This is a genomic window from Rothia sp. HMSC069C01, assembly GCF_001814655.1.
Classification (GTDB): domain Bacteria; phylum Actinomycetota; class Actinomycetes; order Actinomycetales; family Micrococcaceae; genus Rothia; species Rothia dentocariosa.
On record NZ_KV817383.1, the window covers coordinates 94,008 to 118,621 of the forward strand.

The following is a 24,614-nucleotide window of genomic DNA, read 5'->3' on the forward strand; positions in this document are numbered from 1 at the left end:
CCCCCCACCATACTATGTGTCTCGTTCTGGTTTTAATCGTCGAGAACGGCTTTCTCATCAAGAAGTCCCGCAATCGCCTGCGGTAAATACGCGGCCACTCGGCTGGGAGGAACCGGCCCTTTGCGTCCCTCCAACGATGCCAGCGCCGCACGATTATGCAGGTAAACCGCCAGTGCCGCAAGACTTGCATACGTGCATCCCTCGACCTGCTCATGACGTTCCTGCGCAGCCGCCATATATTGTGCCAAGAGAGCACCCAGAATACCGGTGAGGGTATCGCCGCTTCCGGCGGTAGCAATCCACCCGGTAGCCCCGTGCACGCTATAGGTGGCACCCACGGGGGCGGCGATAAGCGTCGTCGAGCCCTTAAGCATCACAGTTGCACCGCTGAGCTCGCATGCGGCACGAACCCACCGGAACGGCTCAGCGTTAATATCTTCCCGGCTGGGCACGAGAGCACCGTCGAGCATTTCTTCCCAACGCTGCGGCGAATGCTCATGAATGCGCCGCAGAAAACGTTCCAATTCTCCCGCATGCGGAGTCAGAATTTTATGTTCGCCTAGGCTGTGACCCGCCATTAAATAATCTGCGGCAAGGTCTACTGCACCAGCATCCAGAATTGCAGGTTCAGGGGCATTGAGCAGGTACCTGTTATGGTCCAGGGTTTCGGGACCGGTACCGCTGCCGCCAGCCCAGGCGTGCACATGCTCATGGGCGGGAGGCCCTGTAAAACACACCGTTTCCGGGTTTTGCCCAAGCATGAGAGTGCGCAGGGTATCGTCTTTCCCATTGAAACGCACCATCCCCACCCCGGTATTGAGGGCAGCACGCACACTCATCAGGGCAGCACCGGGATAATCGCGACTTCCCGTGAGCATACCAAGCACACCGCGATTGTACTTATGTGAGAATACCGAAGGCTTTTCGAGCAGATCCCGATAGTCCTCACGTTCCATAACGCGCAGCATCGGCTTATACCCCTTGAGAGCTTCGGGAACCCCTAAATCGTAGAGTTTAATAGTTCCGCAGTGCTCCGCAATATGGGTTCCTGCCGGTAGCTTACGCCCAATAAACGTGACCGTTCGCGCAGCCGCGAGTGAGGGTTCGTGCAGGGTGCCGCGTTCACTATCGAGCCCGGTCGGGGCATCACAGGCGAGCACTGGGGGTAATTTACCGTCTATCTGCACGGCACGGAGTTTAGCCAGGTACTCCCCCGCTTCCCCACGTGCTGCTCCCTTCGCGCCGGTTCCCAAAATACCGTCAATAATCAGGGAGTAGGAGGCAATATCGCGCAGACTTTGGGCGGTGTCAAGCACGCGGGTTCCTTCACCGCTTTCGCGGGCGAGCAGCTCCAGGTTATTACCGGTTGGGTCGAAGAGAACGGCCTCAATGCGGTACCCCTGCTGATGCAGCCGGGTGCCTGCATACACTGTATCCGCACCGTTATTCCCCGGCCCAACCAATAAGAGGATGCGCGTGTACTGGCTGTGCTGCCCCGCATCAGCAAGCATATCGTGAGCTTCGGCGGCGAGCGCATCCGCCGCGCGCTGCATCAAATACCCGTCGTAGTCCGGTGCCTCAAGGTAAGGACGTTCAGCGTTGCGAATTTGTGTACCCGTGTAGACGAGCTTCATAACTCCTCCTGATCAAATGCTCGCGTCGATGCGGCAGGGGGCTAGTCGGTGGGGTCTTCGGCGAGAACCGTCATACTGTAGCTTTCAGGATCGAACCTTTTCAGATGGGCAAGCTCTGTAGCGCTCAGATATTCCGCCGTGGCGATGGCAACGGCTACGGGTTCATCATGGGTTAGGCTCAGGTGCAGACGATTGATGCCGAGGGTACGGGCACGTTCGGCGATCGTTCCCGTAAGAATCAGGTATGGCTGCCCACTCTCGCTGCTGGCGACTTCGCAATCTTGCCAGTTGAGCCCATCGGGTGCCCCTAAGACTTTGGCGACCGCTTCTTTGGCGGCAAAACGTACGGCTTGAGAACGGATATTACGAGTGCGCTCATTCGGTGTGAATACCCTGCGCACAAAAGCGGGTGTTTCGGTGACGATTCGTTCAAAGCGCTCAATGTTGACGGTATCTACGCCGATTCCGATAATCATTTTTCGCCTTTCCTGCCAAAATGCGAGTTTTGTTTTAAGTTTAGCGAGGTTGGTACAGGGAAGACAGCACAGCGAACAATGTTAACGCATCATGAAACTTCCTCGGTCTCGCACTGTGGTGCGGGTTAACGAGGCGTGGGCGGTGCCGTCCCCTGAAGGGTAACGACACCGCCCACGCGAACGCATATGCGGGATGAGGATTACTCCACGGTCACCGACTTGGCGAGGTTACGGGGCTGGTCAACGTCCAGTCCTTTCGCCTCAGCAAGTGCACACGCGAAAATCTGCAGCGGCACGGTGGCAAGCAAAGGCTGCAGCAGAGAAGGCGCGGCAGGAACGGTGATCAGACGATCCGCATACTCCTTGACAGCCTCATCGCCCTCTTCGGCAATGACGATGGTGAAGGCGCCGCGAGCGCGCACCTCCTGAATATTGGAAACAACCTTGCCGTGCAGGGATTCACGCCCGTGTGCGGAGGGCACAATGATGATAACGGGCTGGCCCTCTTCGATCAGAGCGATAGGACCGTGTTTCAGCTCGCCAGCGGCAAAACCTTCGGCGTGGATGTAGCTGATCTCTTTGAGTTTAAGCGCGCCTTCAAGGGCAACAGGGAACCCAACGTGGCGCCCTAGGAAGATCACCGAAGAGGTATCTTTCATCTCGGCGCCAAGTTCTTTCACAAGGGTATCGTTGTCGATAACCTTCTGGATCTTAGCGGGCATCTTCTGCAACTCACCGAGGATGGCAGAGATTTCATCCTTGTACTTGTTGCCGCGAAGCTGCGCAAGATACAGACCCAGCAGATATGCTGCAGTAATCTGCGCCAGAAACGCCTTGGTCGATGCGACCGCGATCTCGGGACCGGCGTGGGTGTACAGCGCCGCATCGGATTCACGCGGCAGGGTTGAACCGTGGGTGTTGCAGATAGATATGACCTTAGCGCCCTGCTCGCGGGCGTGACGCACCGCCATGAGGGTATCCATGGTCTCACCGGACTGCGAAAGAGCCACAATCAGGGTCTTCTCGTTCACGATGGGGTCGCGGTATCGGAACTCATGGGCAAGCTCGACCTCGGTGGGGATACGGCACCAGTGCTCGATAGCGTAGCGCGCAACCTGACCCGCGTACGCTGCGGTACCGCAGGCCACCACGATGATCTTATCGATCGAGCGCAGCACGGAATCATCAATATTAAGCTCGTCCAGAACGAGGTTACCTTTTTCATCCATGCGTCCCATGAGGGTCTGCTCAACGGCGGTGGGTTGCTCGTGGATTTCCTTCTCCATGAACGAGTTGTAGCCGCCCTTTTCCGCCGCTGCGGCATCCCATTCGATGTGGAAGGGCTTGCCTTCGGCGGGGTTGCCCGCAAAATCAATAATGGAATAGTCAGTACCGGTGATGGTGACAATCTGGTCCTGCCCCATCTCTACGGCTTCTTTGGTGTGGTCGATAAACGCCGAAACGTCAGATCCTAAGAAATTCTCGTTCTCTCCCAGTCCAATCACCAGCGGAGAGTTGCGGCGGGTCGCCACCACACGGTCAGGGTGATCTGCATGAACCGCAAGAATCGTGAAAGCACCTTCCATACGGTTTGATGCTTCACGCACTGCCTCGGTCAGGTCTTTAGTACCCAGTTTGTTGTAGATACTTGCAATAAGTGCCGCAGCTACCTCAGTATCGGTCTGAGACTGAAACTCGACCCCTTCGGCGAGCAGTTCGGCGCGTAGCTCGGCAAAGTTTTCAATAATACCGTTGTGCACAACCGCTAGACGACCGTGATCGACTACGTGCGGATGCGCGTTATTGTCGGTGGGACCACCGTGGGTAGCCCAACGGGTATGGCCAATACCAATCTGTGATTCGGTGAGCGGCGAGTCCTCGACCTCATGTTCTAGGTTGATAAGTTTGCCCGCCTTCTTGCGGAATTCGATGCCGTCAGGGCATACGAGCGCAACACCGGCCGAGTCATAGCCGCGGTACTCCTGGCGGCGCAGACCTTCAATGACCACTTTGTATGCATCGTGGTCGAATTTATTACCGTCCGGAGCTGCGTCCAGACCTACATATCCTACAATTCCACACATAGCTCAAGTTTATCTTATTCACGCCTCAGGGCAGCTAACCCGGCGTCCTTTACACCTGTGGGCGGAATAACCCCTAGTCAAAAGGCATTTCTTTCAAGGTATAGCCCCAGCCTTTGTGCATTCTCAACCTAAAGGATGCCACATCTTGTTCGCATCTGACGCGCAAAATTCGTACACTTAGGGGAATGAGCTCCTCAAATTTTTCTGCCGCCAGCTCGCGTTTTGTCGAGCTGGAACGCTCACGATGGTCGCGTCTAGCGACCGAAATTTCGGTACCCCTCAGCGAAGAGGAACTCGAAGCGCTCCGCGGCTTAGGCGAACCGGTAGACTTCGACGAGGTGCGCCAGATCTATTTGCCAATCTCCCGACTTTTGAATCTGTACGTCAATGCGGCATCCTCACTCAACCACATGACGAATGACTTCCTTCAGGCATCCCACCGACGAGTTCCCTTTATTATCGGTGTAGCCGGGTCCGTAGCGGTCGGCAAATCGACGACGGCACGCCTGCTGCAGGCGCTCCTGAGGCGCTGGCCCTCAACCCCGAAGGTTCAGCTCGTCACCACCGACGGTTTTCTGTACCCAAATGCTGAGTTACAACGCCGCGGCATTATGCACCGCAAAGGCTTTCCCGAATCATACGACAGGCGGGCGCTGCTGCAATTTGTCTCCGATATAAAATCGGGGGTCCCTGTGGTCAGAGCTCCCAAATACTCGCATCTGTACTATGACATTCTTCCCGATGAACAGATTGAGGTCACGACCCCTGATGTGCTGATTCTTGAGGGACTTAACGTACTCGCTTCTGCTGGCACTGAAGGCCCCGAAACCTCAGACCTGACGCTCAGTGACTTTTTTGATTTCTCCATCTACGTCGATGCAAATACCAAAGATATTCAGCGATGGTACGTTAACCGGTTCCTCACCCTGCGCTCCTCCGCGTTCACGAACCCGGATTCTTACTTTAAGCGCTATGCTGAGTTAAGCGATGCCCAAGCGATTGAGCTTGCCACCGGTATCTGGAAAACCGTCAACGAGCCTAACCTCGTACAGAACGTTCTTCCTACTCGCGCTCGCGCGCACCTGATCTTGCAGAAAGGTTCCGACCATAAGGTGGCGCAGGTTCTCTTGCGCAAAAATTAGCGCATTGCCGTTGACATATTCCAGAATAAAGACCAGTTTCCCAAGGAGGTTCCCTATGGGTACATCAGTTTTTTCACGCCGAGCGCTGCTGACTGCAGCATCTGGGTCTTGGGTCTTGTCTGCATGCGGCTCTCAGGAACCTCAGACTAGCGGGAATACATCAGCTACTGCTTCCACTACACCAAGCGCGACAGGCACGACTTCTCCGGCAAGTGTGTCATCTTCACCCACCGCCACCCCGAAGGTTACGAAGAGTTCCACCCCATCGAACCCTACGATAAAACCTAGTGCGTCCCCGACGGCAAACGAGAAAATCCCAGAGACGAAACCGTCTGAAAAAGCTACCCCAGAGATTACGGCCTCAGAGTCTTCACAGCCCAAAGACCAGAAGTCACAACCAGAAGGCGGCACTACAGAAGAACCTTCCGCGCCCGAGAGCAAAAAACCTGCTGAGCACACATCGGTCGAATCGCATCCGGAATCGTTACGGTGCATCGTCAATAAAACTCGCCCATTCTCACCGCAAGATTGGGCCCCGCAGGATTTGGTGCCGTTTTATGGGCAGCAGTTACGTGCTGAGGCGGCTGCGGCGGCACAGTCCATGATGGATGCGGCAGCACGGGATGGAGTAACCCTCACGGTCAGCAGTGCTTATCGTTCCTTCACGGCACAGAAACAGACCTACCAGCATTGGGTGAAGGTTAACGGGCAGAAGACCGCAGATACGCTTTCTGCACGACCCGGATATTCGGAGCATCAGACCGGGCTGGCTATCGATTTCGGTTCCCCCGAAGGGTGCCTTCTACAAGAATGCTACCAAGATACTCGTGCAGGTCAATGGTTGGCGAAAAACGCTCCCGACTTTGGTTTTATCCTGCGTTTCCCGAAGAACCAGCAGCATGTGACGGGCTATATCTTTGAGCCCTGGCATTACCGTTATTTAGGTGTTGGTCTGACTCAGGAGTATCGAGCATCCGGAGCAAAGACTTTGGAGGAGTTTTTTGGCACCGGTGCGGCACCGGATTATCTTGGGTAGACTCAGCTACCTCTCATAGGTTTATCAACAGCTTACACCCCTAACTGTTCTTTAGACAGGGTTCTAACCCACAGAAACAAATATCTAAAATCAACCTTTAAAGATTGATATATGGTGTACTTGTGAAGAAAAATACTTTATTTGGAAGGTTTTTTGTTGGTTTTCCCTGAAAATTTACTGGGAAACACGATACCCTGGGTACATGCTTAAAGGTTTTAAAGATTTCTTGATTCGTGGCAACGTTATCGACCTTGCAGTCGGTATCATCATGGGTACTGCGTTCACCGCAGTTGTGACTGCACTGGTTCAGTCGGTGCTCATGCCCGCAATTTCCATGCTCTTCCATTTTCCGAACTTTGATTCTTTCCTCGTCTTCGGTCAGATTAAAATCGGTGTCTTTCTGACCGCTGTCGTAAACTTCCTGCTTATTGCGACTGCCGTGTACTTCGCCGTTGTTCTTCCAGTTCAAAAGCTCAACGAAAGGGTTACCCGCAACAGGGTTGAAGAAATAGAAGAAACCGAGCTTACCCTTCTCAAGGAAATCCGCGATTCCCTCGCTAAGAAGTAATCTACGGATCACTCCGATTCAAACATAACTAGTCATTCAACAAAAGCCGTGGGGCGCATCCGATTTTGGATGTGCCCCAGGGTATTTTTCAACTCGAATAAATCTGCCGATATGAGCTGAACCTGCGCTATAAACAAAATGCGTATCGTTGGCGAAATATTTCTATTTCGCCAACGATACGCATCACAATTTTCTGGAAAGCTTGTAAGACTAGAGAGCCAGTTCTTTCGCCACCACATCCGCAAGATGCTGAGCAACAGAATCGGCCTGCTCCTGCGTAGCGGCCTCAACCATAACGCGTACCAGCGGTTCGGTTCCAGAAGCACGCAGAAGAACACGCCCGCTCTCCCCCAGCCCTTTCTCGGCATCGGCCACAGCAGCATTCAGCGCAGCATTGGTTGAAACGCCGGCACGATCTACGCCCTTCACGTTAATCAAACGCTGCGGGGTGGGCTGCATCCGTGAGGCCAGCACAGAAAGTTTCTCCCCGCTACGCGCCACCTCAGCGGCAAGCTGAATCCCGGTGAGCACACCGTCGCCCGTGGTCGCATAGTCACTCATAATCACATGCCCGGACTGCTCACCGCCTAGGTTATACCCGTGCTCACGCATCTCTTCGAGTACATAACGATCTCCCACGGCGGTGCGCACCAGCGAAATGCCATGCTCACGCAGATAGAGTTCAAGCCCTAGGCTGCTCATCACGGTTGCCACCAGAGTGTTCTGGCTCAGGTGCCCAGCACGATGCGCCGCCAAGGCAAGAATAGCCATAATCTGATCGCCGTCTACCAGGTTCCCCTGCTCATCAACTGCCTGACATCGGTCAGAGTCACCATCGTGTGCAATCCCCAAGGTTGCGCCGTGTTCAACGACGGCAGCTTGAAGGGACTGCGGATGCGTAGAACCTACGCCATCGTTGATATTGGTGCCGTTCGGTTCAGCAGCAAGCGCTATAACCTCGGCTCCTAGCCGGGTGAAGGCCGCAGGAGAAGCTGCATAAGCTGCACCATTTGCGCAGTCCAGCACAACCTTAAGACCTGCGAGAGGCTTCTCGTCTTCTAGCGTGGAAACTAGGTGCTTAACGTATGCCTCGGTACCGTTCTCTAAGGCGCAGATAGAGCCGACCTCACCCCCGGTAGGGTACCTAAAGTTCTTTTCCCGGTACACGCGCTCAATGGCATCTTCGGTGGCGTCTTCAAGCTTTTGTCCACCACGCGCCAAGAATTTAATGCCGTTATCGGCGGCGGGGTTATGCGATGCTGAGATCATCACACCAAAGTCTGCATCCGTGTAAGCCACTAAGTAGGCGGCGGCCGGAGTGGGGACGATTCCCGCGTCCAACACATCCACACCAGCGCTGGTAAACCCGGCTTTCATGGCAGAGACAATAAAATCTGCGGATGCGCGTGAATCGTTAGCGATTACGGCGCGGGGGCGGGTGCCTTCGGCGACCTGCTCGTGTCCAAGTACAAGGGCGGCTGCCTGCGCGAGCTCAAGAGCGAGTGCCGGAGTGATAATCTCATTCGCGAGGCCGCGCACGCCATCAGTTCCAAAAAGTCGTTCAGTCACCTTACTATCTTACGCCGGAACCGCCCCCGCTTTGGTAGGCAGGGGCGGGTCTTAGTTATTTTCTTAGCAGGTTTATTGAATAAACCAACCAAAAGTTTTATTTATTGGATGACAGGGAAACCTTCGGGGTCACTGCCGCCTTCTTCTTCAAAAACATCCGTTGCAGAACGTACAATCAAAGGATCGCAAGTTCCCACGACTTCACGGTCTTTTGAGGTGTAGTCGAATTGTGAGAGCACGTAACGCATGGCTTCCAGACGAGCACGCTTCTTATCATTTGACTTGATAACGGTCCACGGAGCATCGCCGGTATGGGTGTAGAAGAACATGGCTTCTTTCGCAGCAGTGTAATCATCCCACTTATCGAGCGACGCCAAATCGGTAGGTGATAGTTTCCACTGACGAACAGGATCGGTGCGTCGTGAGGTAAAGCGTGCCAGCTGTTCCTGCTTGGTGACTGAGAACCAGAACTTAATGAGCTTAATGCCCGAGTTCACGAGCATACGTTCTAGGTCGGGTACTTCGCGCATAAACTCGAAGTACTGGGCCTGCGTGCAATAGCCCATCACACGCTCAACCCCGGCGCGGTTGTACCAGGAACGGTCCATCATGACGATCTCGCCACCAGAGGGTAAGTGCTTGATATAGCGCTGGAAATACCACTGAGTCTGTTCAATATCGGTTGGCTTTTCAAGAGCCACCACGCGAGCCCCACGGGGGTTCAGGTGTTCCGTAAAGCGTTTGATGGAACCACCCTTACCCGCAGCATCGCGTCCCTCAAAAATAATGAGGATTTTCTGCCCGGTCGATTTTGCCCATAGCTGGAGCTTCAGAAGCTCAATCTGCAGTGCGCGTTTTTCTTTTTCGTATGCTTTACGACCGAGTTTTTCATCGTAGGGGTAGCCAATCTTCCAGGCATCGCTCCTTGAGCTTTTCTTATTTCCGCTCAGAGCATGGGTGAGAGATGCCATTTCATCCAGTTCTGCCGCATAGTCTTCAACCACCGAGGTACGACGAACTTGAGGTTTAAGAGCTTCTTTAATCGCGTGCTTTTTCTCTGATACAGCTGGATCTGCAACATCGGAAGACTGAGGAGCGGTCTCGGGTACGGTGCTCTCGACCTGCTCCGTTGCGGGCTGAAGGTTCTTTTCTGTCATGAATTCTCTTTCCGTTCGTGTCTGCTTTGACACTTTAACTGTACCGAGAGTGAGAATGAGCGACAAATGTAACAGTTATCGCAACCTTATGCAGGTAAACCCCTTATAACGCACAAAGCCCCCGCGCTTCTTTGGGAAGTGCGGGGGCTTTGTGCAGCAGAACCAGCGATTAACGCTTGGAGAACTGCGAAGCCTTGCGTGCTTTCTTGAGACCGGCCTTCTTACGCTCGATAACACGTGCGTCGCGAGTCAAGAAGCCTGCCTTCTTCAGTGCGGGACGATTGTTCTCACGATCAATCTCGTTGAGGGCACGAGCGATACCGAGGCGCAGCGCGCCTGCCTGACCGGAGGGACCACCACCGCTGATGCGTGCAATCACATCGTAAGCACCCTCAAGTTCCAGGATCTTGAACGGCTGGTTCACATCCTGCTGATGCAATTTATTGGGGAAGTAGCTATCCAGGCTACGGCCGTTAATGGTCCAGTTACCGGAACCGGGAACCACGCGAACACGTGCCACTGCTTCCTTACGACGACCGACTGCAGCACCTGCAACAGTCAGTGCCGGACGGCTTGTCTGTGCAGCCGCCGCGACGGGGGCTGCGGATTCCGAGGTGTAGCTAGTGAGCTCTTCCTCGACTACGATCTGCTCTTCGTTCTGAGCCACGATTTCTCCTAATAGTTTCTTCGTAGGCCCGAATTACTGGGCGACCTGGTTGAATTCGTAGGTCTTGGGCTGCTGTGCCGCGTGCGGGTGCTCGGGACCAGCGTAGACCTTCAGCTTCTTGATCTGCTGTGCAGCTAGCTTGTTCTTGGGCAGCATGCCCTTCACAGCCTTCTCAACCGCACGAACAGGGTTGGTTTCAAGAAGCTCTGCATAATTGACGGACTTCAGACCGCCAGGGTAACCCGAGTGGCGGTATGCACGCTTCTGCTCAAGCTTTGCACCGGTCAGAGCGACCTTCTCGGCATTCACGATGATCACGAAATCGCCGGTGTCCACGTTAGGGGTAAAAGTCGGCTTGTGCTTACCGCGCAGCAGGATAGCGGTCTGGCTTGCGAGGCGACCGAGCACCACATCGGTGGCATCAATGATGTGCCACTGGCGCTCAACTTCGCCGGGCTTAGGAGTATAAGTGCGCAAAATATTGGCCTTTGTCTCGAAATGTACATTCGGCGCTTAGTTGGGTATCACGCCTATTACTACGTGCATGACGAATCCGGGTGAGGACCGAATGCTCGCCCGTTCTGACCCGTACTCTGCGACACCTTAACGTCCTGCAACTAGACAGTGCCGAGAGCGTGCTCGGGCAGAACACGCACAACTAGCAAAACTATACAGCAATTTAGGTGCTTAATCCACACCAAAACCCTTAAATGGCGCGGATTCCCCGTTAAAAATGTTGCTCTGCCGCATTGCCCGAGTAGCTCGTGCCTGCAGACCGTACTCTTCAGGCGCTGGATAATCAATGTGTGCAAGAGCTAATCCATGCGGGGGTGCCATAATGAGTGAGGCATCCCGCTGCGGGTTTTCTAGGCGTTCCCGCAGCCATGCTTGGGTCCGTTTTCCGGTGCCGTAGAGAACTAGTGCCCCTATAAGCGAGCGCACCATATGGTGACAAAAAGCGTCTGCCTCAACTGTCGCTTCAATAACTCCGTCATCATGGCGTGTTAGGTATATACGGCGGAGTTCACGAATCGTCGTAGCTCCCTCACGCGGCTTACAGAACGAGAGAAAATCATGTAGCCCCGTAAGTTCATGAGCAGCCTTGTTAAGATCTTCAAGGTCTAGGCTTTCGGGAATGCACCAGGCATACGCGCGGCGCAGCGGATCGGGGCTACTCCCCTGTCCATCCAGGATGCGGTACGTATACCGCCTGCCGGTCGCTGAAAACCGCGCATCAAAGTCCTGCGGCACGGGCTGTACCTGGTGAAGCACAAGAGATCCTTGAAGAAGCCCGCGCATACGCTCAGGGATTCCTAGCGTATGTTCTGCCTGCGCCAGGGTTCGTTTCAGGGCACCAGAAACCTTACGCTTGAGCGACTCAGCTGGATCTGCCAGCCCGTCACGCCCGGTAAGTTTCTGCCAGGTTTCGGCGGCAATATCAAGGTGAATAGTTTGCGCCTGTGCATGTACTCCGGCATCAGTACGGCCGGCGACCGTCACTCGGTGATGCGCGCGAAGCACCAGCTCCAGCGCATCCTCTAATACACCCTGCACAGTTACCAGATTAGGCTGCCTTGCCCACCCGCTAAACCACGTGCCGTCATAGGCGCAGTCGATACGTACCCGCTGCGTGCCCAGCACGTCCCCATCGCCAGATGATGGCTGTGAGTCCAGGTTGATCTGTGATGCCTGAGGACCAGGTTCTTGTAACTGATCAGACACAGTAGCTTTCCCCCTTTCGGCCTTCAACAATACCTGGTGAATTTGCCCAAGAATGTACGTCTGAAACACGCAAAATCCGTCGCCTATGAACCTAGGCGACGGATTTTGACGATACACTAACGCGCGTTAGCTGTGCTTACTCAGCAGAAACCTTCTGAGCTGCTGCACCACCGGCGGGTGCGTAACCTGCCGCCTCAGCCGACTCAGCGGAGTCAAACCAGATTTCGGCAATGGTGTTTGCATACCAGCGGGAGCCAGGCACGTGGTACTTCATCGAGTCAGCGTTACCCTTGACCTCGAATCCTTCGGGAGCCTCACCAGATTCTAACGGAGCGTGTGCACCTGCGGGCAGACCCTCGGTACCTTCAGACTTAGCGGGCTTAGCTTCTTCCTTAGGTTCAGCCTTTTCAGCTTTTGCCTTCTTTGCTTCAGCCTTAGGAGCCTCGGCAGCCTTCTCAGTAACCTTGGTAGCTTCTGCAACAGCACCCTTAGTTTCTACAGGCTCCATTACGAGTTCGATAACGGCCATAGGTGCGTTATCGCCCTTACGGTTACCGATCTTGGTGATGCGAGTGTAGCCACCGGGACGCTCGGCCATTGCCGGTGCGATTACAGTAAAAAGCTCGTGTACTACGGACTTGTCGGTAATGGATCGCAGCACGCGACGGCGAGCCGCCAAATCGCCCTTCTTACCGAAGGTGATGAAACGTTCAGCCACCGGGCGCATACGCTTTGCCTTAGTCAAGGTGGTGGTGATGCGCTTGTGCTGGAAGAGCTGCGCCGACAGGTTATTGAGCATTAGGCGCTCATGGGTCGGGGAACCGCCGAGGCGGGGACCCTTAGTGGGAGTAGGCATAGTTATTTCTCCATGATTTACGTTCCACCGCCCCAACAACGGGACTTAGGAACCACGTTTACTGATCCCGGAACAACCGGGTGAACTATTCGATCGAAATTTATTCGCCGGAACCGTCTTCGTCATCGTATGCACGAGCAACGGGTTCAAAGCCCGGAGGGGAATCCTTGAGAGCCAGACCAAGCTCATGCAGCTTAGCCTTGACCTCATCAATGGATTTAGCACCGAAGTTACGAATATCCATCAGATCCGCCTCGCTACGAGTCACGAGCTCGCCCACGGTGTGGATGCCCTCGCGCTTGAGGCAGTTGTAGGATCGAACGGACATGTTAAGGTCCTCAATCGGCAGAGCCAAATCGGCAGCCATGGACTCGTCGGCAGGCGACGGACCAACCTCGATACCCTCGGCAGCAACGTTGAGCTCACGTGCAAGTCCGAAGAGCTCAACCAGGGTGCTGCCTGCGGATGCGACGGCATCGCGCGGTGCAATGGCTTCCTTGGTTTCGACGTCCAAAGTCAGGCTGTCGAAGTCGGTGCGCTGTTCAACACGGGTTGCGTTAACGCTGAAGGTAACCTTCAGAACCGGGGAGTAAATAGAATCAACCGGAATACGGCCGATCTCTGCATCACCGGTCTTGTTCTGAGCTGCAGACACATAACCGCGACCGCGCTCAATAATCAGTTCGGCATTGAAGTTTGCCTTCGCATTGAGGGTTGCGATGTGCAGTTCCGGGTTGTGAATCTCAACACCGGCAGGTACTTCAATGTCGGCTGCAGTAAGTTCACCCTCGCCCTGCTTACGCAGGTATGCAACTACGGGCTCGTCATTTTCCGAAGAAATCGAGAGCTTCTTGACGTTCAAGATAATCTCGGTGACATCCTCGGTGACTCCGGGAACAGTGCTGAACTCGTGCAGAACACCGTCGATACGAACGCTGGTAACAGCGGCGCCGGGAATGGAGGACAGCAGGGTGCGACGGAGGGAGTTACCCATGGTGTAGCCAAAGCCCGGCTCAAGGGGCTCGATGGTGAAGCGCGAACGGTTCGGCGCTACGACCTCTTCAGTCAGAGTGGGGCGCTGTGCAATAAGCACTTTGTTTCCTTTCGGTGAGCTCCGCTATATGAGCCCACAAGTTTGGGAAAACAGATTTTAGGAAGCAGACGGGTGTCTGGACTCTTTGGTGTTATCTGTGAAGACGACAGCCGCAGAGGGATTAGGCATTCGCCTAATTAGACGCGGCGGCGCTTCGGCGGACGGCAACCGTTGTGAGCTACGGGGGTTACGTCCTGAATCGAACCAACCTCTAGGCCTGCTGCCTGCAGAGAGCGGATTGCGGTCTCACGGCCAGAACCGGGGCCCTTTACGAAAACATCAACCTTACGGACGCCGTGTTCCTTAGCACGGTTTGCGGCAGTCTCAGCAGCCAGCTGTGCGGCGTAGGGGGTGGACTTACGAGAGCCCTTGAAGCCCATATCACCTGCAGAGGACCACGAGATTACTGCACCGGTGGGATCGGTAATGGAGACGATAGTGTTGTTGAAGGTCGACTTGATGTGAGCCTGACCAGCAACGATGTTCTTGCTGACCTTGCGGCGGGTCTTGCGAGCAGCCGCGGCGCGAGTCTTGGGAGGCATTATTGATTCTCCTACAAAGGTTTTCTAATACGTTGGTCGATACTGATAGTTCGACAGAGCAACGTTGCTTACTTCTTCTTACCTGCGACGGTACGCTTCGGGCCCTTACGGGTGCGTGCGTTGGTCTTGGTGCGCTGACCGTGAACCGGCAGGCCGCGACGGTGACGCAGACCCTGGTAGCTGCCGATTTCAACCTTGCGGCGAATATCGGCTGCAACCTCGCGGCGAAGATCACCTTCAACCTTGTAGTTGCTTTCGATGAAGTCACGAAGTGCCACAAGCTCCTGGTCGGTGAGATCCTTGACGCGAGTGTCAGGGTTCACGCCGGTAGCAGCAAGGGTTTCGTGAGCACGGGTCTTGCCCACGCCGTAAATGTAAGTGAGAGCAACTTCCACGCGCTTTTCGCGGGGAATATCAACTCCAGCGAGACGTGCCATACTGGCTTCTCCTTGTTGTTTTCCAGAGGTCTGTAGCATCACTGCCCGGGTGTTTGCCCGGTCCCCGGCCTCTGAGTCCGGAGGTATCCGCATCCTTTATCACTCGATAAACAATGCGGAGCGGTGCCTATGACGATTCCGCCCGCAGGCGGTGTTACGCAGCTACCGTGGGCTTAGCCCTGGCGCTGTTTGTGGCGCGGGTTTTCGCAGATCACCATGACTACGCCATGACGGCGAATCACTTTGCACTTATCGCAGATCGGCTTAACGCTCGGCTTGACCTTCATCGCATTCCTTTTGATTGCAACTTGATAACTGGCGAGATAGGAGGTTCTTACTGGGCAACCAGAAGAACTATTTATCCCTATGAACACGACTTAAACGCCGCCGAAGCGACGTTTAATGATCGGGTTTTACTTATAACGGTAGACGATACGACCACGGGACAGGTCGTAGGGGCTCAGTTCCACTACCACGCGATCCTCAGGCAGGATTCGAATGTAGTGCTGACGCATCTTACCCGAGATGTGCGCGAGAACTTTGTGACCATTGTCTAGCTCAACACGGAACATCGCATTGGGCAAAGCCTCAACCACAGAGCCCTCGATCTCGATGACGCCGTCTTTCTTTGCCATATCCTCCGCTAACGTCGGTGCCCAGAGTTTATGCTCTGAACAGTTCTATCTTCTGATGCTGTATATCTTCACACACTGGTGAAGAGCGTTTTACACCTGCAAAAAAGGGCGCACTTAACGCTGGTACAAACAGCCAACTATCAACTATACGACATAGTTGCCTTTTAAACAACTGCAGAATAAGGGTTATTACTCGGTATGAGGCACCCCTATTCCTCTTCTTTGGCAGCGAGCTGGCCACATGCACCATCAATATCAGAACCGCGAGTATCGCGAATTGTCGTTGGAATACCGTGTGCCCGCAGACGCTCCACAAAATTCTGCTCCACGCCTTTACGCGATGCTGTCCATTTTGAGCCAGGAGTCGGATTCAACGGAATAGGGTTTACATGTACCCATCCACGACCGCGCTGCGCGAGCTTTTTCCCCAGCAAATCGGCGCGCCATCCCTGGTCGTTAATATCGCGAATAAGCGCATATTCAATTGAGATGCGCCGCCCGGTCGTGCGGTAATAATCGTATGCGGCATCCAGAGTCTCATCAACCTTCCACCGCTGGTTGATGGGAATAAGCTCATCGCGCAGTTCATCATCCGGCGCGTGCAGCGATAGGGCAAGCGTAATCGGCAGTTTCTCCAGCTCAAACTTGCGGATACCGGGCACCAAACCCACGGTAGACATCGTAAGTCCGCGCGCGGAGATACCCAGTCCCTCGGGAGCGGGATCGATCAGACGGTGCACCGCGCCCATCGTTGATTTATAGTTTGCGAGCGCCTCGCCCATTCCCATAAATACAATATTGGAGACGCGTAGCGGGCGGGTATCTTCCGACCCTCCATCGGCCTTGTCAAGACCCTTCATCTGTTTCAGATATCGTGCCCCAGCAACTACTTGCTCTACGATTTCTGCGGTCGAGAGATTGCGGGTGAGCCCCTGCTGCCCGGTGGCACAAAAGGGGCAGTTCATACCGCATCCAGCTTGCGAGGAAATACACATGGTGACGCGGTTGTCATACCGCATAATGACCGATTCAATAAGCGCCCCATCGAAAAGACGATGTACGACTTTGAGGGTATCCCCGCCGTCAGCTTCTAGGGTTCGCACGGGAGTTAGCAGCTGCGGCATTGCACGGGATACTATCTCGTCACGATCCTGAGCAGGCAGGTCTGTCATCTGCGCCGGATCGTTAACCAGTCGTTCGAAATAGTGCTTTGAGAGCTGCGATGCACGGAAGGGCTGGTATCCCAGTTCCTTGAGGAATTCACGGCGCCCTGCCATATCAAAATCGGCAATATGCTTGGGCGGTTTTGTTCGCCGGGGTGCTTTGAGCGCAATTTTTCCCGGTTCAGGGCGCACGCTTGAAATCTCCACGGGTACTTTGGTGGAGCGTGACGTGGAATCGGTTGAAGCTGCGGCGCAGCCTGTCAGAGTTTCGCTCATAGTTTTCCTTCGGGCGTTATAGATGCTCGATGATTGTCAAGGATGCACACCCCAAAATGGGCAGATGCTACTTAGGAATCGGTACGGGGATAATGCCGAAGCGTGCCAGTTCAGAGGCTCCCCCATCTTCTGCGGTTAGAACCCACAGGCCATCTCGATGCACGGCAACCGAGTGCTCCCATTGGCAGGCATCCGATCCATCGGTTGTAATGACTGTCCAGTCATCCTCAAGTACGGTGGTATCGGTATTCCCCGTTACAAGCATGGGTTCGATTGCAAATGCCATGCCAGGTTTAATTTTTGGACCGAGATCACGGGCGGCGTAGTTCAGCACGTCGGGCGCCATATGCATGTGGGTACCGATGCCGTGGCCTACATAGTCTTCGATGATACCGTATGTATCCCCGGTTTCGCTGCGCACGAATTCTTCGATCGCAATCCCTACCTCGCCGATTTTCTTTGCGTGTGCCAGTGCTGCGATACCGTACCAGAGGGCTTCCCGGGTTATATCGGATAGGTCTCGGCGGGCCTGTGAAGTATTTCCAACCAATACAGTTCGTGCAGAATCGCCGTGCCACTGCTTCTTAGTAGCCGGGTCAATAATATAGGCGCCTCCATCAATGGAGATAATATCGCCGTCTTGAAGGATATAGTCACCGGGTATGCCATGTACCACCTCATGATTCACAGAGGTGCAGATACTTGCAGGGTAGTCATAATAACCATAAAAGTTCGAGATTCCGCCTTGTTCTTCTAGACTGCGCTCGAAAACTTTATTGAGCTCTGCGGTACTCACTCCGGGCTTTGCAGCCGCAACTGCCTCATCCAACGCACGGCTGGTTATAATGCCTGCGCGCGACATGTGGTGTAATTCGGTATTAGTTTTGACCTCTACACGTGCCATAGGGTTCCTTCTCGTTCTGAGTCCTAAGAGCATTGCCGTATCACCATTACTGCGGCAGTGCGTTCATGCAACTGCGCCCCCGCACGATGACGGAGGCGCAGCTTATAATGTATATCCCTAAGATAGGGCTTTAAGAATACGTTCGGTCACGTCGGCAATCTCGCCTAAACCGTTAACCTCTTTGACGATACCGCGTTCACGATAAATCGCGATCAGCGGTGCGGTTTCTTCTTCATACACCTTCAAGCGATGGCGAATGACCTCTTCATTATCGTCGGTGCGCCCCTGCTCGGCAGCTCGGTTGAGCAGTCGGGCAACAAGCTCATCATTATCTGCAACGAGCAAAAGTACACGATCAATCTGCTGGTTTTTATCCGCAAGGATAGCATCAAGCTCGTGAACCTGAGCGATGTTGCGGGGGTATCCATCGAGAAGGAAACCGTGTGCCGCATCGGCTTCGTCGAGACGAGCACGCACCATATTGTTCGTGACGGAATCAGGCACGAGGTTGCCAGAGTCAATATACGACTTTGCTTCCTTACCGAGCTCGGTCTCTTCCTTAATGTTCTTCCGGAAAATATCGCCGGTCGAAATCGCGGGAATCTTCAGCTCCTCAGCAATCTTGACGGCCTGAGTGCCTTTACCGGCGCCGGGAGGGCCTATGATCAGAAGACGGTTCATCGAAGCAATCCTTCATAGTTTCGTTGTTGAAGCTGGGCGCTGACCTGCTTGAGAGTATCAAGACCAACACCCACCACGATCAGCAGCGATGCACCGCCGAACGGGAAGTTCTGGTTTGCGTTGAAGAGAACCAACGCAACAAGCGGAATCATGGAAACCACAGCGAGGTAAAGCGAACCCGGCAGTGTAATGCGGGTTAGAACATAGCTGAGGTAACGTTCAGTAGGCTTACCCGCGCGAACACCCGGAATGAAGCCGCCATATTTCTTCATATTGTCTGCAACCTCGACCGGATCGAAGGTCACCGCAACATAGAAATACGTGAATCCAAGAATCAGCAGGAAGTACAGAGCGATATACAGCGGATGATCGCCCCTCGTAAGGTAGGTATTTACCCAGTTCACCCATTCGGGGGGTGCTGCGCCACCCTGTGGGGTATTGAACTGCGCGATAATACCAGGCAAAGTCAGCAGTGAGGAGGCGAAGATGATGGGAATAACGCCGGCCATATTGACCTTGAGCGGAATATAGGTGCTGGTACCGCCAATAGTACGGCGACCAATCATGCGTTTAGCGTATTGCACGGGAACGCGGCGTACAGACTGCTCCACGTAGACCACCGCAAGCATCACGGCAAGGCCCACAAGGCATACGGACCAGAAGACGAACGGACCCTGCTGTTCCAGGATGGAGCCCAGAGCATTCGGGAACGAGGAAGCAATTGAGGTGAAAATAAGCAAAGACATGCCATTGCCTACGCCGCGCTCAGTAATCTGCTCGCCCATCCACATGATGACGCCGGTACCGGCACACAGAGTAATGATAATAACCAGGATGTGCAGCACATCGTCTTGCGGGATAATACCGGGGCAGTTCCCCAGAAGCACGCCAGAGCGTGCCATAGAAACAATCGTGGTCGCGTTGAGAAGCGCAAGAGCGATAGTGAGATAACGGGTGTATTGAGTGAGTTTGGCCTGTCCCTGAGCCCCTTCATCGTGTAGCTCTTGGAAACGAGGAATGACCACGCGCAACAGCTGAATAATAATGCTTGCCGTAATGTAGGGCATCACGCCCAGCGCGAAGATAGAAAGCTGTAGGAGTGCACCACCGCTGAACAGGTTGATGATGTCGTAGGCGCCACCGTGAGTTTGGTTGGCGTTAAGACACTGCTGAACCGTGCCGTAGGAAATACCGGGGGCGGGAATGAAGGTGCCCATACGGTACAGCACAATCATGCCTAGGGTAAACAGCAGCTTACGTCGCAGGTCGGCGGTCTTAATGACTCGCCCGAACGCGCTAAGCACATGTCCTCCTGAAGATCTTGGGGTATGTATTCGCTAACACAGATGTTAGGAACACGCTAAACACATACCTTCCAGTCTAGCCTGTTCACCGGCGTTGTCGATAACCACGGCGCGAGATATGTGTATTTTGTATTCTGTGAGCGTTATTTAAGATGAATTTTCTAGAATTTCTGAGACGTTAAATACATCATAAAAGCTTTGATGCAGACTCTTGCTGCTCAAAGAAGATGGCCCCCGCCTCATGTGCGGGAGCCATCTAGTGAGTCTGAAGACTACTTAACGGTTACAGAACCGCCTGCCGCCTCAATCTTAGAGATTGCGGATGCAGAAGCCTTATCAACCACAACGTTCACCTTGACGGTGATGTCGCCGTCGCCCAGAACCTTCACAAGCTCGTTCTTACGAACGGCGCCCTTAGCGACTAGGGCCTCGACGGTGACCTCGCCACCTTCGGGGAACAGTTCCTGAATGCGCTTCAGGTTAACAACCTGGTACTCGGTACGGAACGGGTTCTTGAACCCGCGCAGCTTCGGCAATCGCATGTGCAGCGGAAGCTGACCGCCCTCGAAGCCGGGACGAACCTGGTAACGAGCCTTGGTACCCTTGGTACCGCGACCTGCGGTCTTACCCTTTGAGCCTTCACCGCGGCCTACGCGGGTCTTTGCTTTGTGGGCACCCGGTGCCGGGCGCAGATCGTGAATCTTGATAGCGTCTGCCATCTTACTTGACCTCCTCAACCTTCACCAGGTGAGCAACGGTGTTAACCATGCCAACGGTGACGGGGTCGGCAGTGCGCACTACCTTGTTGCCCGGGCGCTTCAGGCCGAGGGAACGTAGGGTGTCGCGCATATTCTGCTTCTGACCAACATAGGATTTAACCTGGGTAATTTCCAGCTTTGCGTCGCTGGGCTGAATACGCTTAGCCATTACGCACCTGCCTTATCGGACTTGGTGTTGCGCAGGTAGCTGGGGATAACCTCATCGTTGGGCAGACCACGACGGGCTGCAACTGCCAGAGGCTCTTCCAGTTGCTTGAGTGCTGCAACGGTTGCGTGAACAATGTTGATCTGGTTCGAGGAACCGAGAGACTTCGACAGCACATCGTGAATACCTGCTGCTTCGAGCACTGCACGCACCGGACCACCAGCGATCACACCGGTACCAGCGGTTGCCGGGCGGAGCATCACAACGCCTGCTGCTTCCTCACCCTGTACGCGGTGGGGAATGGTGCGGTTCTCGATGCGGGGTACACGGAAGAAGTTCTTCTTAGCTTCCTCAACACCCTTGGCAATAGCTGCTGGAACTTCCTTAGCCTTGCCGTAGCCAACGCCGACCATGCCATTACCGTCACCAACAACGACCAGAGCGGTGAAGCTGAAGCGACGACCGCCCTTGACGACCTTGGACACACGGTTGATGGTTACCACGCGCTCGATGTACTTATCTTTTTCCTCCTCGCGTGCGCGGTTCTTACGATCACCGCGACCGCGACGCTCGCCGCGGTTGTTGCGGCGCTCTTCGCGCTGCTTAGAAGTCTCAGCGGTTTCAGCTGCTACTGCTTCGCTCACCTGAGTTTCCTTTACGTTCTGTTCGCTCATTAGAGTGCCAGACCTCCTTCACGTGCGCCATCAGCAACTGCTGCAACACGACCGTGGTATTTGTTGCCGCCGCGGTCAAACACGACAGTTTCAATACCGGCTGCCTTAGCGCGCTCTGCTACAAGCTCACCAACGCGCTTTGCTTTAGCGGTCTTGTCCAGATCGGTTGCGGCACGAAGCTCTGCTTCCATAGTGGAGGCGGATGCCAGGGTCACGCCCTTGACATCGTCGATAACCTGAACGAACATGTGACGGCTCGAACGGGTGACGCACAGGCGCGGACGCGCAGCGGTACCCGAAACATACTTGCGGATGCGAGCGTGACGGCGTGCACGCTGCGATGCCTTCGACTTGATAGCCATGTTTACTTACCAGCCTTTCCGACCTTGCGGCGGATGTGCTCACCTGCGTAGCGAACACCCTTGCCCTTATAGGGATCGGGCTTACGCAGACCACGAATGTTTGCTGCAACCTGACCGACGAGCTGCTTATCGATACCCGAAATGGTCAGCTTGTTAGCGCCTTCTACGGCGAAGGAAACACCTTCGGGTGCAGAAACGCTAATCGGGTGGGAGTAACCTAGAGCGAATTCCAGGTCGTTACCCTTCGCGGTCACACGGTAACCGGTACCAACAATTTCCAGCTTCTTCTCATAGCCGTTGGTCACACCGATAATCATGTTCTGAATCAGGGTACGAGTCAGACCATGCAGCGAGCGAGAAACACGCTCGTCGTTCGGGCGCGATACCGCGATTTCATTGTCGTTTAGAGCAACAGTAATGGGGGAAGCCACCTGGTGGCTCAGCTCACCCTTGGAACCTTTAACGGTCACCAGGTTGCCATCGACCTTTACCTCAACGCCGGCTGGAACCGAGATGGGGAGACGTCCAATACGTGACATTCTTCTCTTCCTTTCTCTTCTAACCGACTACCAGATGTAGGCGAGAACTTCGCCGCCCACACCCTTCTTCGCAGCCTGCTTATCAGTGAGCAGGCCCGAGGAGGTGGACAGAATAGCGGTACCGAGACCACCCAGAACCCGAGGTAGGTTCGTGGACTTTGCGTAGGTACGCAGGCCCGGCTTGGAAATACGACGCACGCCAGCGATGGAACGCTCGCGGGACGGACCGTACTTAAGAACGAGGGTCAGGGTCTTGCCAACCTTTGCTTCCTCTTCCTTAACATCGGCAATGTAGCCCTCAGCCTTCAGGATCTCGGCGATGCGAGCCTTGAGCTTCGAGTAGGGCATAGACACGGTGTCGTGGTATGCGGAGTTTGCGTTGCGCAAACGGGTCAGCATATCTGCGACCGGATCAGTCATAGTCATTTTGGGCTGTAGCCCTTCCTCGTTGCGGTTTCCCTAATCTGCGGTAACAGACTCTGGACCTGCAACGTAGTCGTTAGTTGGTCTTGAACGGGAAGCCCAGTGCCTTAAGCATGGCACGGCCCTCATCGTCGGTCTTGGCACTGGTCACCACGGTGATGTCCATACCACGCACGCGGTCGATCGAATCCTGATCGATTTCGTGGAACATGGACTGCTCGGTGAGGCCGAAGGTGTAGTTGCCGTTACCGTCGAACTGGCGATCGGAAAGACCGCGGAAATCGCGGATACGGGGCAGAGCCAGGGTAACCAGGCGGTCCAGGAACTCCCACATGCGGTCGCCACGCAGGGTAACGTGTGCGCCGATTGGCATGCCTTCACGCAGTTTGAACTGTGCGATGGATTTCTTGGCACGGGTTACAACCGGCTTCTGACCGGTAATAGCGGTGAGATCGCGGATAGCGCCGTCCATAAGCTTTGCATCGCGAGCTGCCTCGCCAACACCCATATTTACGACGACCTTAACGAACTTCGGGGTCTGCATGACGTTCTGGTATTTGAACTCTTCCTGCAGCGCGGGGACGACAACCTCAGCGTACTTGGTCTTAAAGCGGGGGGTAATCTTGGTCTCGCTCATTAGATATCCTTCCCCGAACGCTTAGCAACGCGCACGCGAACGGTACGCTGCTTGCCATTACGCTCTACAGTCTCTTCGCGGAAACCAACACGGGTCGGCTTCTCGGTCTCAGGATCAACGATTGCCACGTTCGAAACGTGAATCGGTGCCTCCACCTTCTGAATACCGCCTGCCGCGCCGGTTACGGGGTTTGCCTTGGTGTGCTTGGTGACGACTTTAACGCCCTCAACAATCACACGGTTTTCCTTGGGGATAACCTTCAGAACTTTACCCTGCTTACCCTTGTCTGCACCGGAAATAACCTGAACCAGGTCGCCGGACTTGATCTTAGCCATAAGTTAGAGCACCTCCGGAGCCAGCGAAACAATCTTCATGAACTTCTTATCGCGAAGTTCACGACCAACGGGACCAAAGATACGGGTACCACGGGGATCACCATCAGTGTTCTTCAGAATAACTGCTGAGTTCTCGTCGAACTTGATGTAGGATCCGTCTGCGCGACGGGTTGCCTTCTTGGTACGGACGACGACTGCTTTCACAACGTCACCCTTTTTAACAGTGCCGCCAGGAATTGCATCCTTGACGGTTGCGACGATAATATCGCCGATGCCTGCGTAGCGACGCGAGGAACCACCAAGCACACGGATGGTCAGGATTTCCTTCGCACCAGTGTTATCGGCGACCTTCAGTCGCGACTCCTGCTGAATCATATTTCTCCTGTCGTCTCGCCGGTTCCGACTCGCCTTCAGGCGCGAGCCAGCCTTGCGGAACATTTTTACGGGATTGATTGACGCCCCGGGCCCGCAGCATCATAAGGATGTGAGGGTTAGCGGAAACGCCTGGGGTAACCCATGCCAGGAGCATTTGGACCCGCGTAAGCGGGCGTATCCACCCGTTATAGCGGCATTATGCACTGGCACGAGAAACCCGTGGTTATGAGACTATATCTGGGTATAGCCACACAGTCTTAAAACTTTACCGGAATTTTCCTGATATTTCAAAGGATTTATCGTAAGGCATAGCGCATCATATCGGGCTTCAATGCATACATTCTCAGATTATTAGAAGACAGTGCGGGGGGGGTATCCACTGAATGGCACCATCTTGCG

Annotated in this window: 30 protein-coding genes; 3 read left to right on the forward strand and 27 right to left on the reverse strand. The window is 54.5% G+C overall.

Annotated elements, in window-relative coordinates:
• Window positions 1-32 precede the first annotated feature (32 nt).
• The 3 genes from HMPREF2981_RS03415 to glmS all read right to left on the reverse strand — a co-directional run bounded on the left by HMPREF2981_RS03415 (window position 33) and on the right by glmS (window position 4,194).
• On the reverse strand, window positions 33-1,634 hold the full coding sequence (locus HMPREF2981_RS03415; protein ID WP_004005242.1) for a bifunctional ADP-dependent NAD(P)H-hydrate dehydratase/NAD(P)H-hydrate epimerase: 1,602 nt from the start codon (window positions 1,632-1,634) through the stop codon (window positions 33-35).
• Between the two features lie 41 nt (window positions 1,635-1,675).
• On the reverse strand, window positions 1,676-2,110 hold the full coding sequence (locus HMPREF2981_RS03420) for a holo-ACP synthase (RefSeq protein WP_004005243.1): 435 nt from the start codon (window positions 2,108-2,110) through the stop codon (window positions 1,676-1,678).
• Window positions 2,111-2,310: 200 nt separating this feature from the next.
• Window positions 2,311-4,194: a glutamine--fructose-6-phosphate transaminase (isomerizing) gene (glmS, locus tag HMPREF2981_RS03425; protein ID WP_070660830.1), complete on the reverse strand. Its 1,884-nt coding sequence runs from the start codon at window positions 4,192-4,194 to the stop codon at window positions 2,311-2,313.
• Between the two features lie 185 nt (window positions 4,195-4,379).
• Between glmS and coaA the strand changes: the two genes are divergently transcribed.
• From coaA to mscL, 3 genes are all read left to right on the forward strand, one after another.
• The gene (coaA, locus tag HMPREF2981_RS03430) at window positions 4,380-5,336 is read left to right on the forward strand and encodes a type I pantothenate kinase (protein WP_070660833.1); all 957 of its coding nucleotides are present in this window, start codon (window positions 4,380-4,382) and stop codon (window positions 5,334-5,336) included.
• A gap of 55 nt (window positions 5,337-5,391) precedes the next feature.
• Entirely contained in the window at window positions 5,392-6,372 is a 981-nt protein-coding gene (locus tag HMPREF2981_RS11035) for a D-alanyl-D-alanine carboxypeptidase family protein (RefSeq protein WP_246825238.1), read from the forward strand.
• A gap of 202 nt (window positions 6,373-6,574) precedes the next feature.
• A complete protein-coding gene (gene mscL / locus HMPREF2981_RS03445) occupies window positions 6,575-6,940 on the forward strand; it encodes a large conductance mechanosensitive channel protein MscL (RefSeq protein WP_070660842.1) in 366 nt (121 codons plus the stop codon).
• A 210-nt stretch (window positions 6,941-7,150) separates the two neighbouring features.
• On the opposite strand, the gene glmM is transcribed toward mscL, so the two are convergent.
• The 24 genes from glmM to rplN all read right to left on the reverse strand — a co-directional run bounded on the left by glmM (window position 7,151) and on the right by rplN (window position 24,215).
• Window positions 7,151-8,509, reverse strand: coding sequence for a phosphoglucosamine mutase (glmM, locus tag HMPREF2981_RS03450; RefSeq protein ID WP_070449024.1), 1,359 nt, complete (start codon window positions 8,507-8,509; stop codon window positions 7,151-7,153).
• 101 nt (window positions 8,510-8,610) lie between these two features.
• On the reverse strand, window positions 8,611-9,666 hold the full coding sequence (gene ppk2, locus HMPREF2981_RS03455; protein WP_004005249.1) for a polyphosphate kinase 2: 1,056 nt from the start codon (window positions 9,664-9,666) through the stop codon (window positions 8,611-8,613).
• A 169-nt stretch (window positions 9,667-9,835) separates the two neighbouring features.
• Window positions 9,836-10,333, reverse strand: coding sequence for a 30S ribosomal protein S9 (rpsI, locus tag HMPREF2981_RS03460; RefSeq protein ID WP_004005250.1), 498 nt, complete (start codon window positions 10,331-10,333; stop codon window positions 9,836-9,838).
• Window positions 10,334-10,366: 33 nt separating this feature from the next.
• A complete protein-coding gene (gene rplM / locus HMPREF2981_RS03465; protein WP_004005251.1) occupies window positions 10,367-10,810 on the reverse strand; it encodes a 50S ribosomal protein L13 in 444 nt (147 codons plus the stop codon).
• Window positions 10,811-11,020: 210 nt separating this feature from the next.
• A complete protein-coding gene (gene truA / locus HMPREF2981_RS03470; protein WP_179918945.1) occupies window positions 11,021-11,971 on the reverse strand; it encodes a tRNA pseudouridine(38-40) synthase TruA in 951 nt (316 codons plus the stop codon).
• A gap of 220 nt (window positions 11,972-12,191) precedes the next feature.
• A complete protein-coding gene (gene rplQ / locus HMPREF2981_RS03475; RefSeq protein WP_004005253.1) occupies window positions 12,192-12,911 on the reverse strand; it encodes a 50S ribosomal protein L17, sunset domain variant in 720 nt (239 codons plus the stop codon).
• Window positions 12,912-13,011: 100 nt separating this feature from the next.
• Window positions 13,012-14,004 carry a DNA-directed RNA polymerase subunit alpha gene (locus HMPREF2981_RS03480; protein WP_013397604.1) on the reverse strand — a complete coding sequence of 331 codons (993 nt, stop codon included), beginning with the start codon at window positions 14,002-14,004 and terminating at the stop codon, window positions 13,012-13,014.
• 137 nt (window positions 14,005-14,141) lie between these two features.
• A complete protein-coding gene (rpsK, locus tag HMPREF2981_RS03485; RefSeq protein ID WP_004005255.1) occupies window positions 14,142-14,546 on the reverse strand; it encodes a 30S ribosomal protein S11 in 405 nt (134 codons plus the stop codon).
• Window positions 14,547-14,614: 68 nt separating this feature from the next.
• Window positions 14,615-14,983 carry a 30S ribosomal protein S13 gene (gene rpsM, locus HMPREF2981_RS03490; protein ID WP_070660845.1) on the reverse strand — a complete coding sequence of 123 codons (369 nt, stop codon included), beginning with the start codon at window positions 14,981-14,983 and terminating at the stop codon, window positions 14,615-14,617.
• A gap of 173 nt (window positions 14,984-15,156) precedes the next feature.
• On the reverse strand, window positions 15,157-15,270 hold the full coding sequence (gene rpmJ, locus HMPREF2981_RS03495; RefSeq protein ID WP_004005257.1) for a 50S ribosomal protein L36: 114 nt from the start codon (window positions 15,268-15,270) through the stop codon (window positions 15,157-15,159).
• 126 nt (window positions 15,271-15,396) lie between these two features.
• Window positions 15,397-15,618, reverse strand: coding sequence for a translation initiation factor IF-1 (gene infA, locus HMPREF2981_RS03500; RefSeq protein WP_005505018.1), 222 nt, complete (start codon window positions 15,616-15,618; stop codon window positions 15,397-15,399).
• Between the two features lie 209 nt (window positions 15,619-15,827).
• A complete protein-coding gene (gene rlmN, locus HMPREF2981_RS03505) occupies window positions 15,828-17,057 on the reverse strand; it encodes a 23S rRNA (adenine(2503)-C(2))-methyltransferase RlmN (protein WP_004005259.1) in 1,230 nt (409 codons plus the stop codon).
• Window positions 17,058-17,124: 67 nt separating this feature from the next.
• Window positions 17,125-17,961, reverse strand: coding sequence for a type I methionyl aminopeptidase (gene map / locus HMPREF2981_RS03510; RefSeq protein WP_048779672.1), 837 nt, complete (start codon window positions 17,959-17,961; stop codon window positions 17,125-17,127).
• Between the two features lie 117 nt (window positions 17,962-18,078).
• Window positions 18,079-18,642: an adenylate kinase gene (locus HMPREF2981_RS03515; RefSeq protein WP_048779670.1), complete on the reverse strand. Its 564-nt coding sequence runs from the start codon at window positions 18,640-18,642 to the stop codon at window positions 18,079-18,081.
• Window positions 18,639-19,946 carry a preprotein translocase subunit SecY gene (gene secY / locus HMPREF2981_RS03520; RefSeq protein ID WP_013397608.1) on the reverse strand — a complete coding sequence of 436 codons (1,308 nt, stop codon included), beginning with the start codon at window positions 19,944-19,946 and terminating at the stop codon, window positions 18,639-18,641. The genes HMPREF2981_RS03515 and secY overlap by 4 nt, the downstream gene beginning before the upstream one ends.
• 272 nt (window positions 19,947-20,218) lie before the next feature.
• On the reverse strand, window positions 20,219-20,665 hold the full coding sequence (gene rplO / locus HMPREF2981_RS03525; protein WP_013397609.1) for a 50S ribosomal protein L15: 447 nt from the start codon (window positions 20,663-20,665) through the stop codon (window positions 20,219-20,221).
• Window position 20,666: 1 nt separating this feature from the next.
• Window positions 20,667-20,873 carry a 50S ribosomal protein L30 gene (gene rpmD / locus HMPREF2981_RS03530; RefSeq protein WP_004005265.1) on the reverse strand — a complete coding sequence of 69 codons (207 nt, stop codon included), beginning with the start codon at window positions 20,871-20,873 and terminating at the stop codon, window positions 20,667-20,669.
• Window positions 20,873-21,514: a 30S ribosomal protein S5 gene (gene rpsE, locus HMPREF2981_RS03535; protein WP_172461391.1), complete on the reverse strand. Its 642-nt coding sequence runs from the start codon at window positions 21,512-21,514 to the stop codon at window positions 20,873-20,875. The genes rpmD and rpsE overlap by 1 nt, the downstream gene beginning before the upstream one ends.
• 29 nt (window positions 21,515-21,543) lie before the next feature.
• On the reverse strand, window positions 21,544-21,906 hold the full coding sequence (rplR, locus tag HMPREF2981_RS03540; RefSeq protein ID WP_004005271.1) for a 50S ribosomal protein L18: 363 nt from the start codon (window positions 21,904-21,906) through the stop codon (window positions 21,544-21,546).
• Between the two features lie 2 nt (window positions 21,907-21,908).
• Entirely contained in the window at window positions 21,909-22,445 is a 537-nt protein-coding gene (gene rplF / locus HMPREF2981_RS03545) for a 50S ribosomal protein L6 (RefSeq protein WP_004005272.1), read from the reverse strand.
• Between the two features lie 27 nt (window positions 22,446-22,472).
• Window positions 22,473-22,871: a 30S ribosomal protein S8 gene (rpsH, locus tag HMPREF2981_RS03550; RefSeq protein ID WP_004005273.1), complete on the reverse strand. Its 399-nt coding sequence runs from the start codon at window positions 22,869-22,871 to the stop codon at window positions 22,473-22,475.
• Between the two features lie 73 nt (window positions 22,872-22,944).
• A complete protein-coding gene (gene rplE / locus HMPREF2981_RS03555) occupies window positions 22,945-23,505 on the reverse strand; it encodes a 50S ribosomal protein L5 (protein ID WP_004005274.1) in 561 nt (186 codons plus the stop codon).
• The gene (gene rplX / locus HMPREF2981_RS03560) at window positions 23,505-23,840 is read right to left on the reverse strand and encodes a 50S ribosomal protein L24 (protein ID WP_004005275.1); all 336 of its coding nucleotides are present in this window, start codon (window positions 23,838-23,840) and stop codon (window positions 23,505-23,507) included. The genes rplE and rplX overlap by 1 nt, the downstream gene beginning before the upstream one ends.
• A 3-nt stretch (window positions 23,841-23,843) precedes the next feature.
• Window positions 23,844-24,215 (reverse strand): 50S ribosomal protein L14, encoded by a 372-nt coding sequence (rplN, locus tag HMPREF2981_RS03565; RefSeq protein WP_004005276.1) that lies wholly within the window; start codon window positions 24,213-24,215, stop codon window positions 23,844-23,846.
• Window positions 24,216-24,614: the final 399 nt, after the last annotated feature.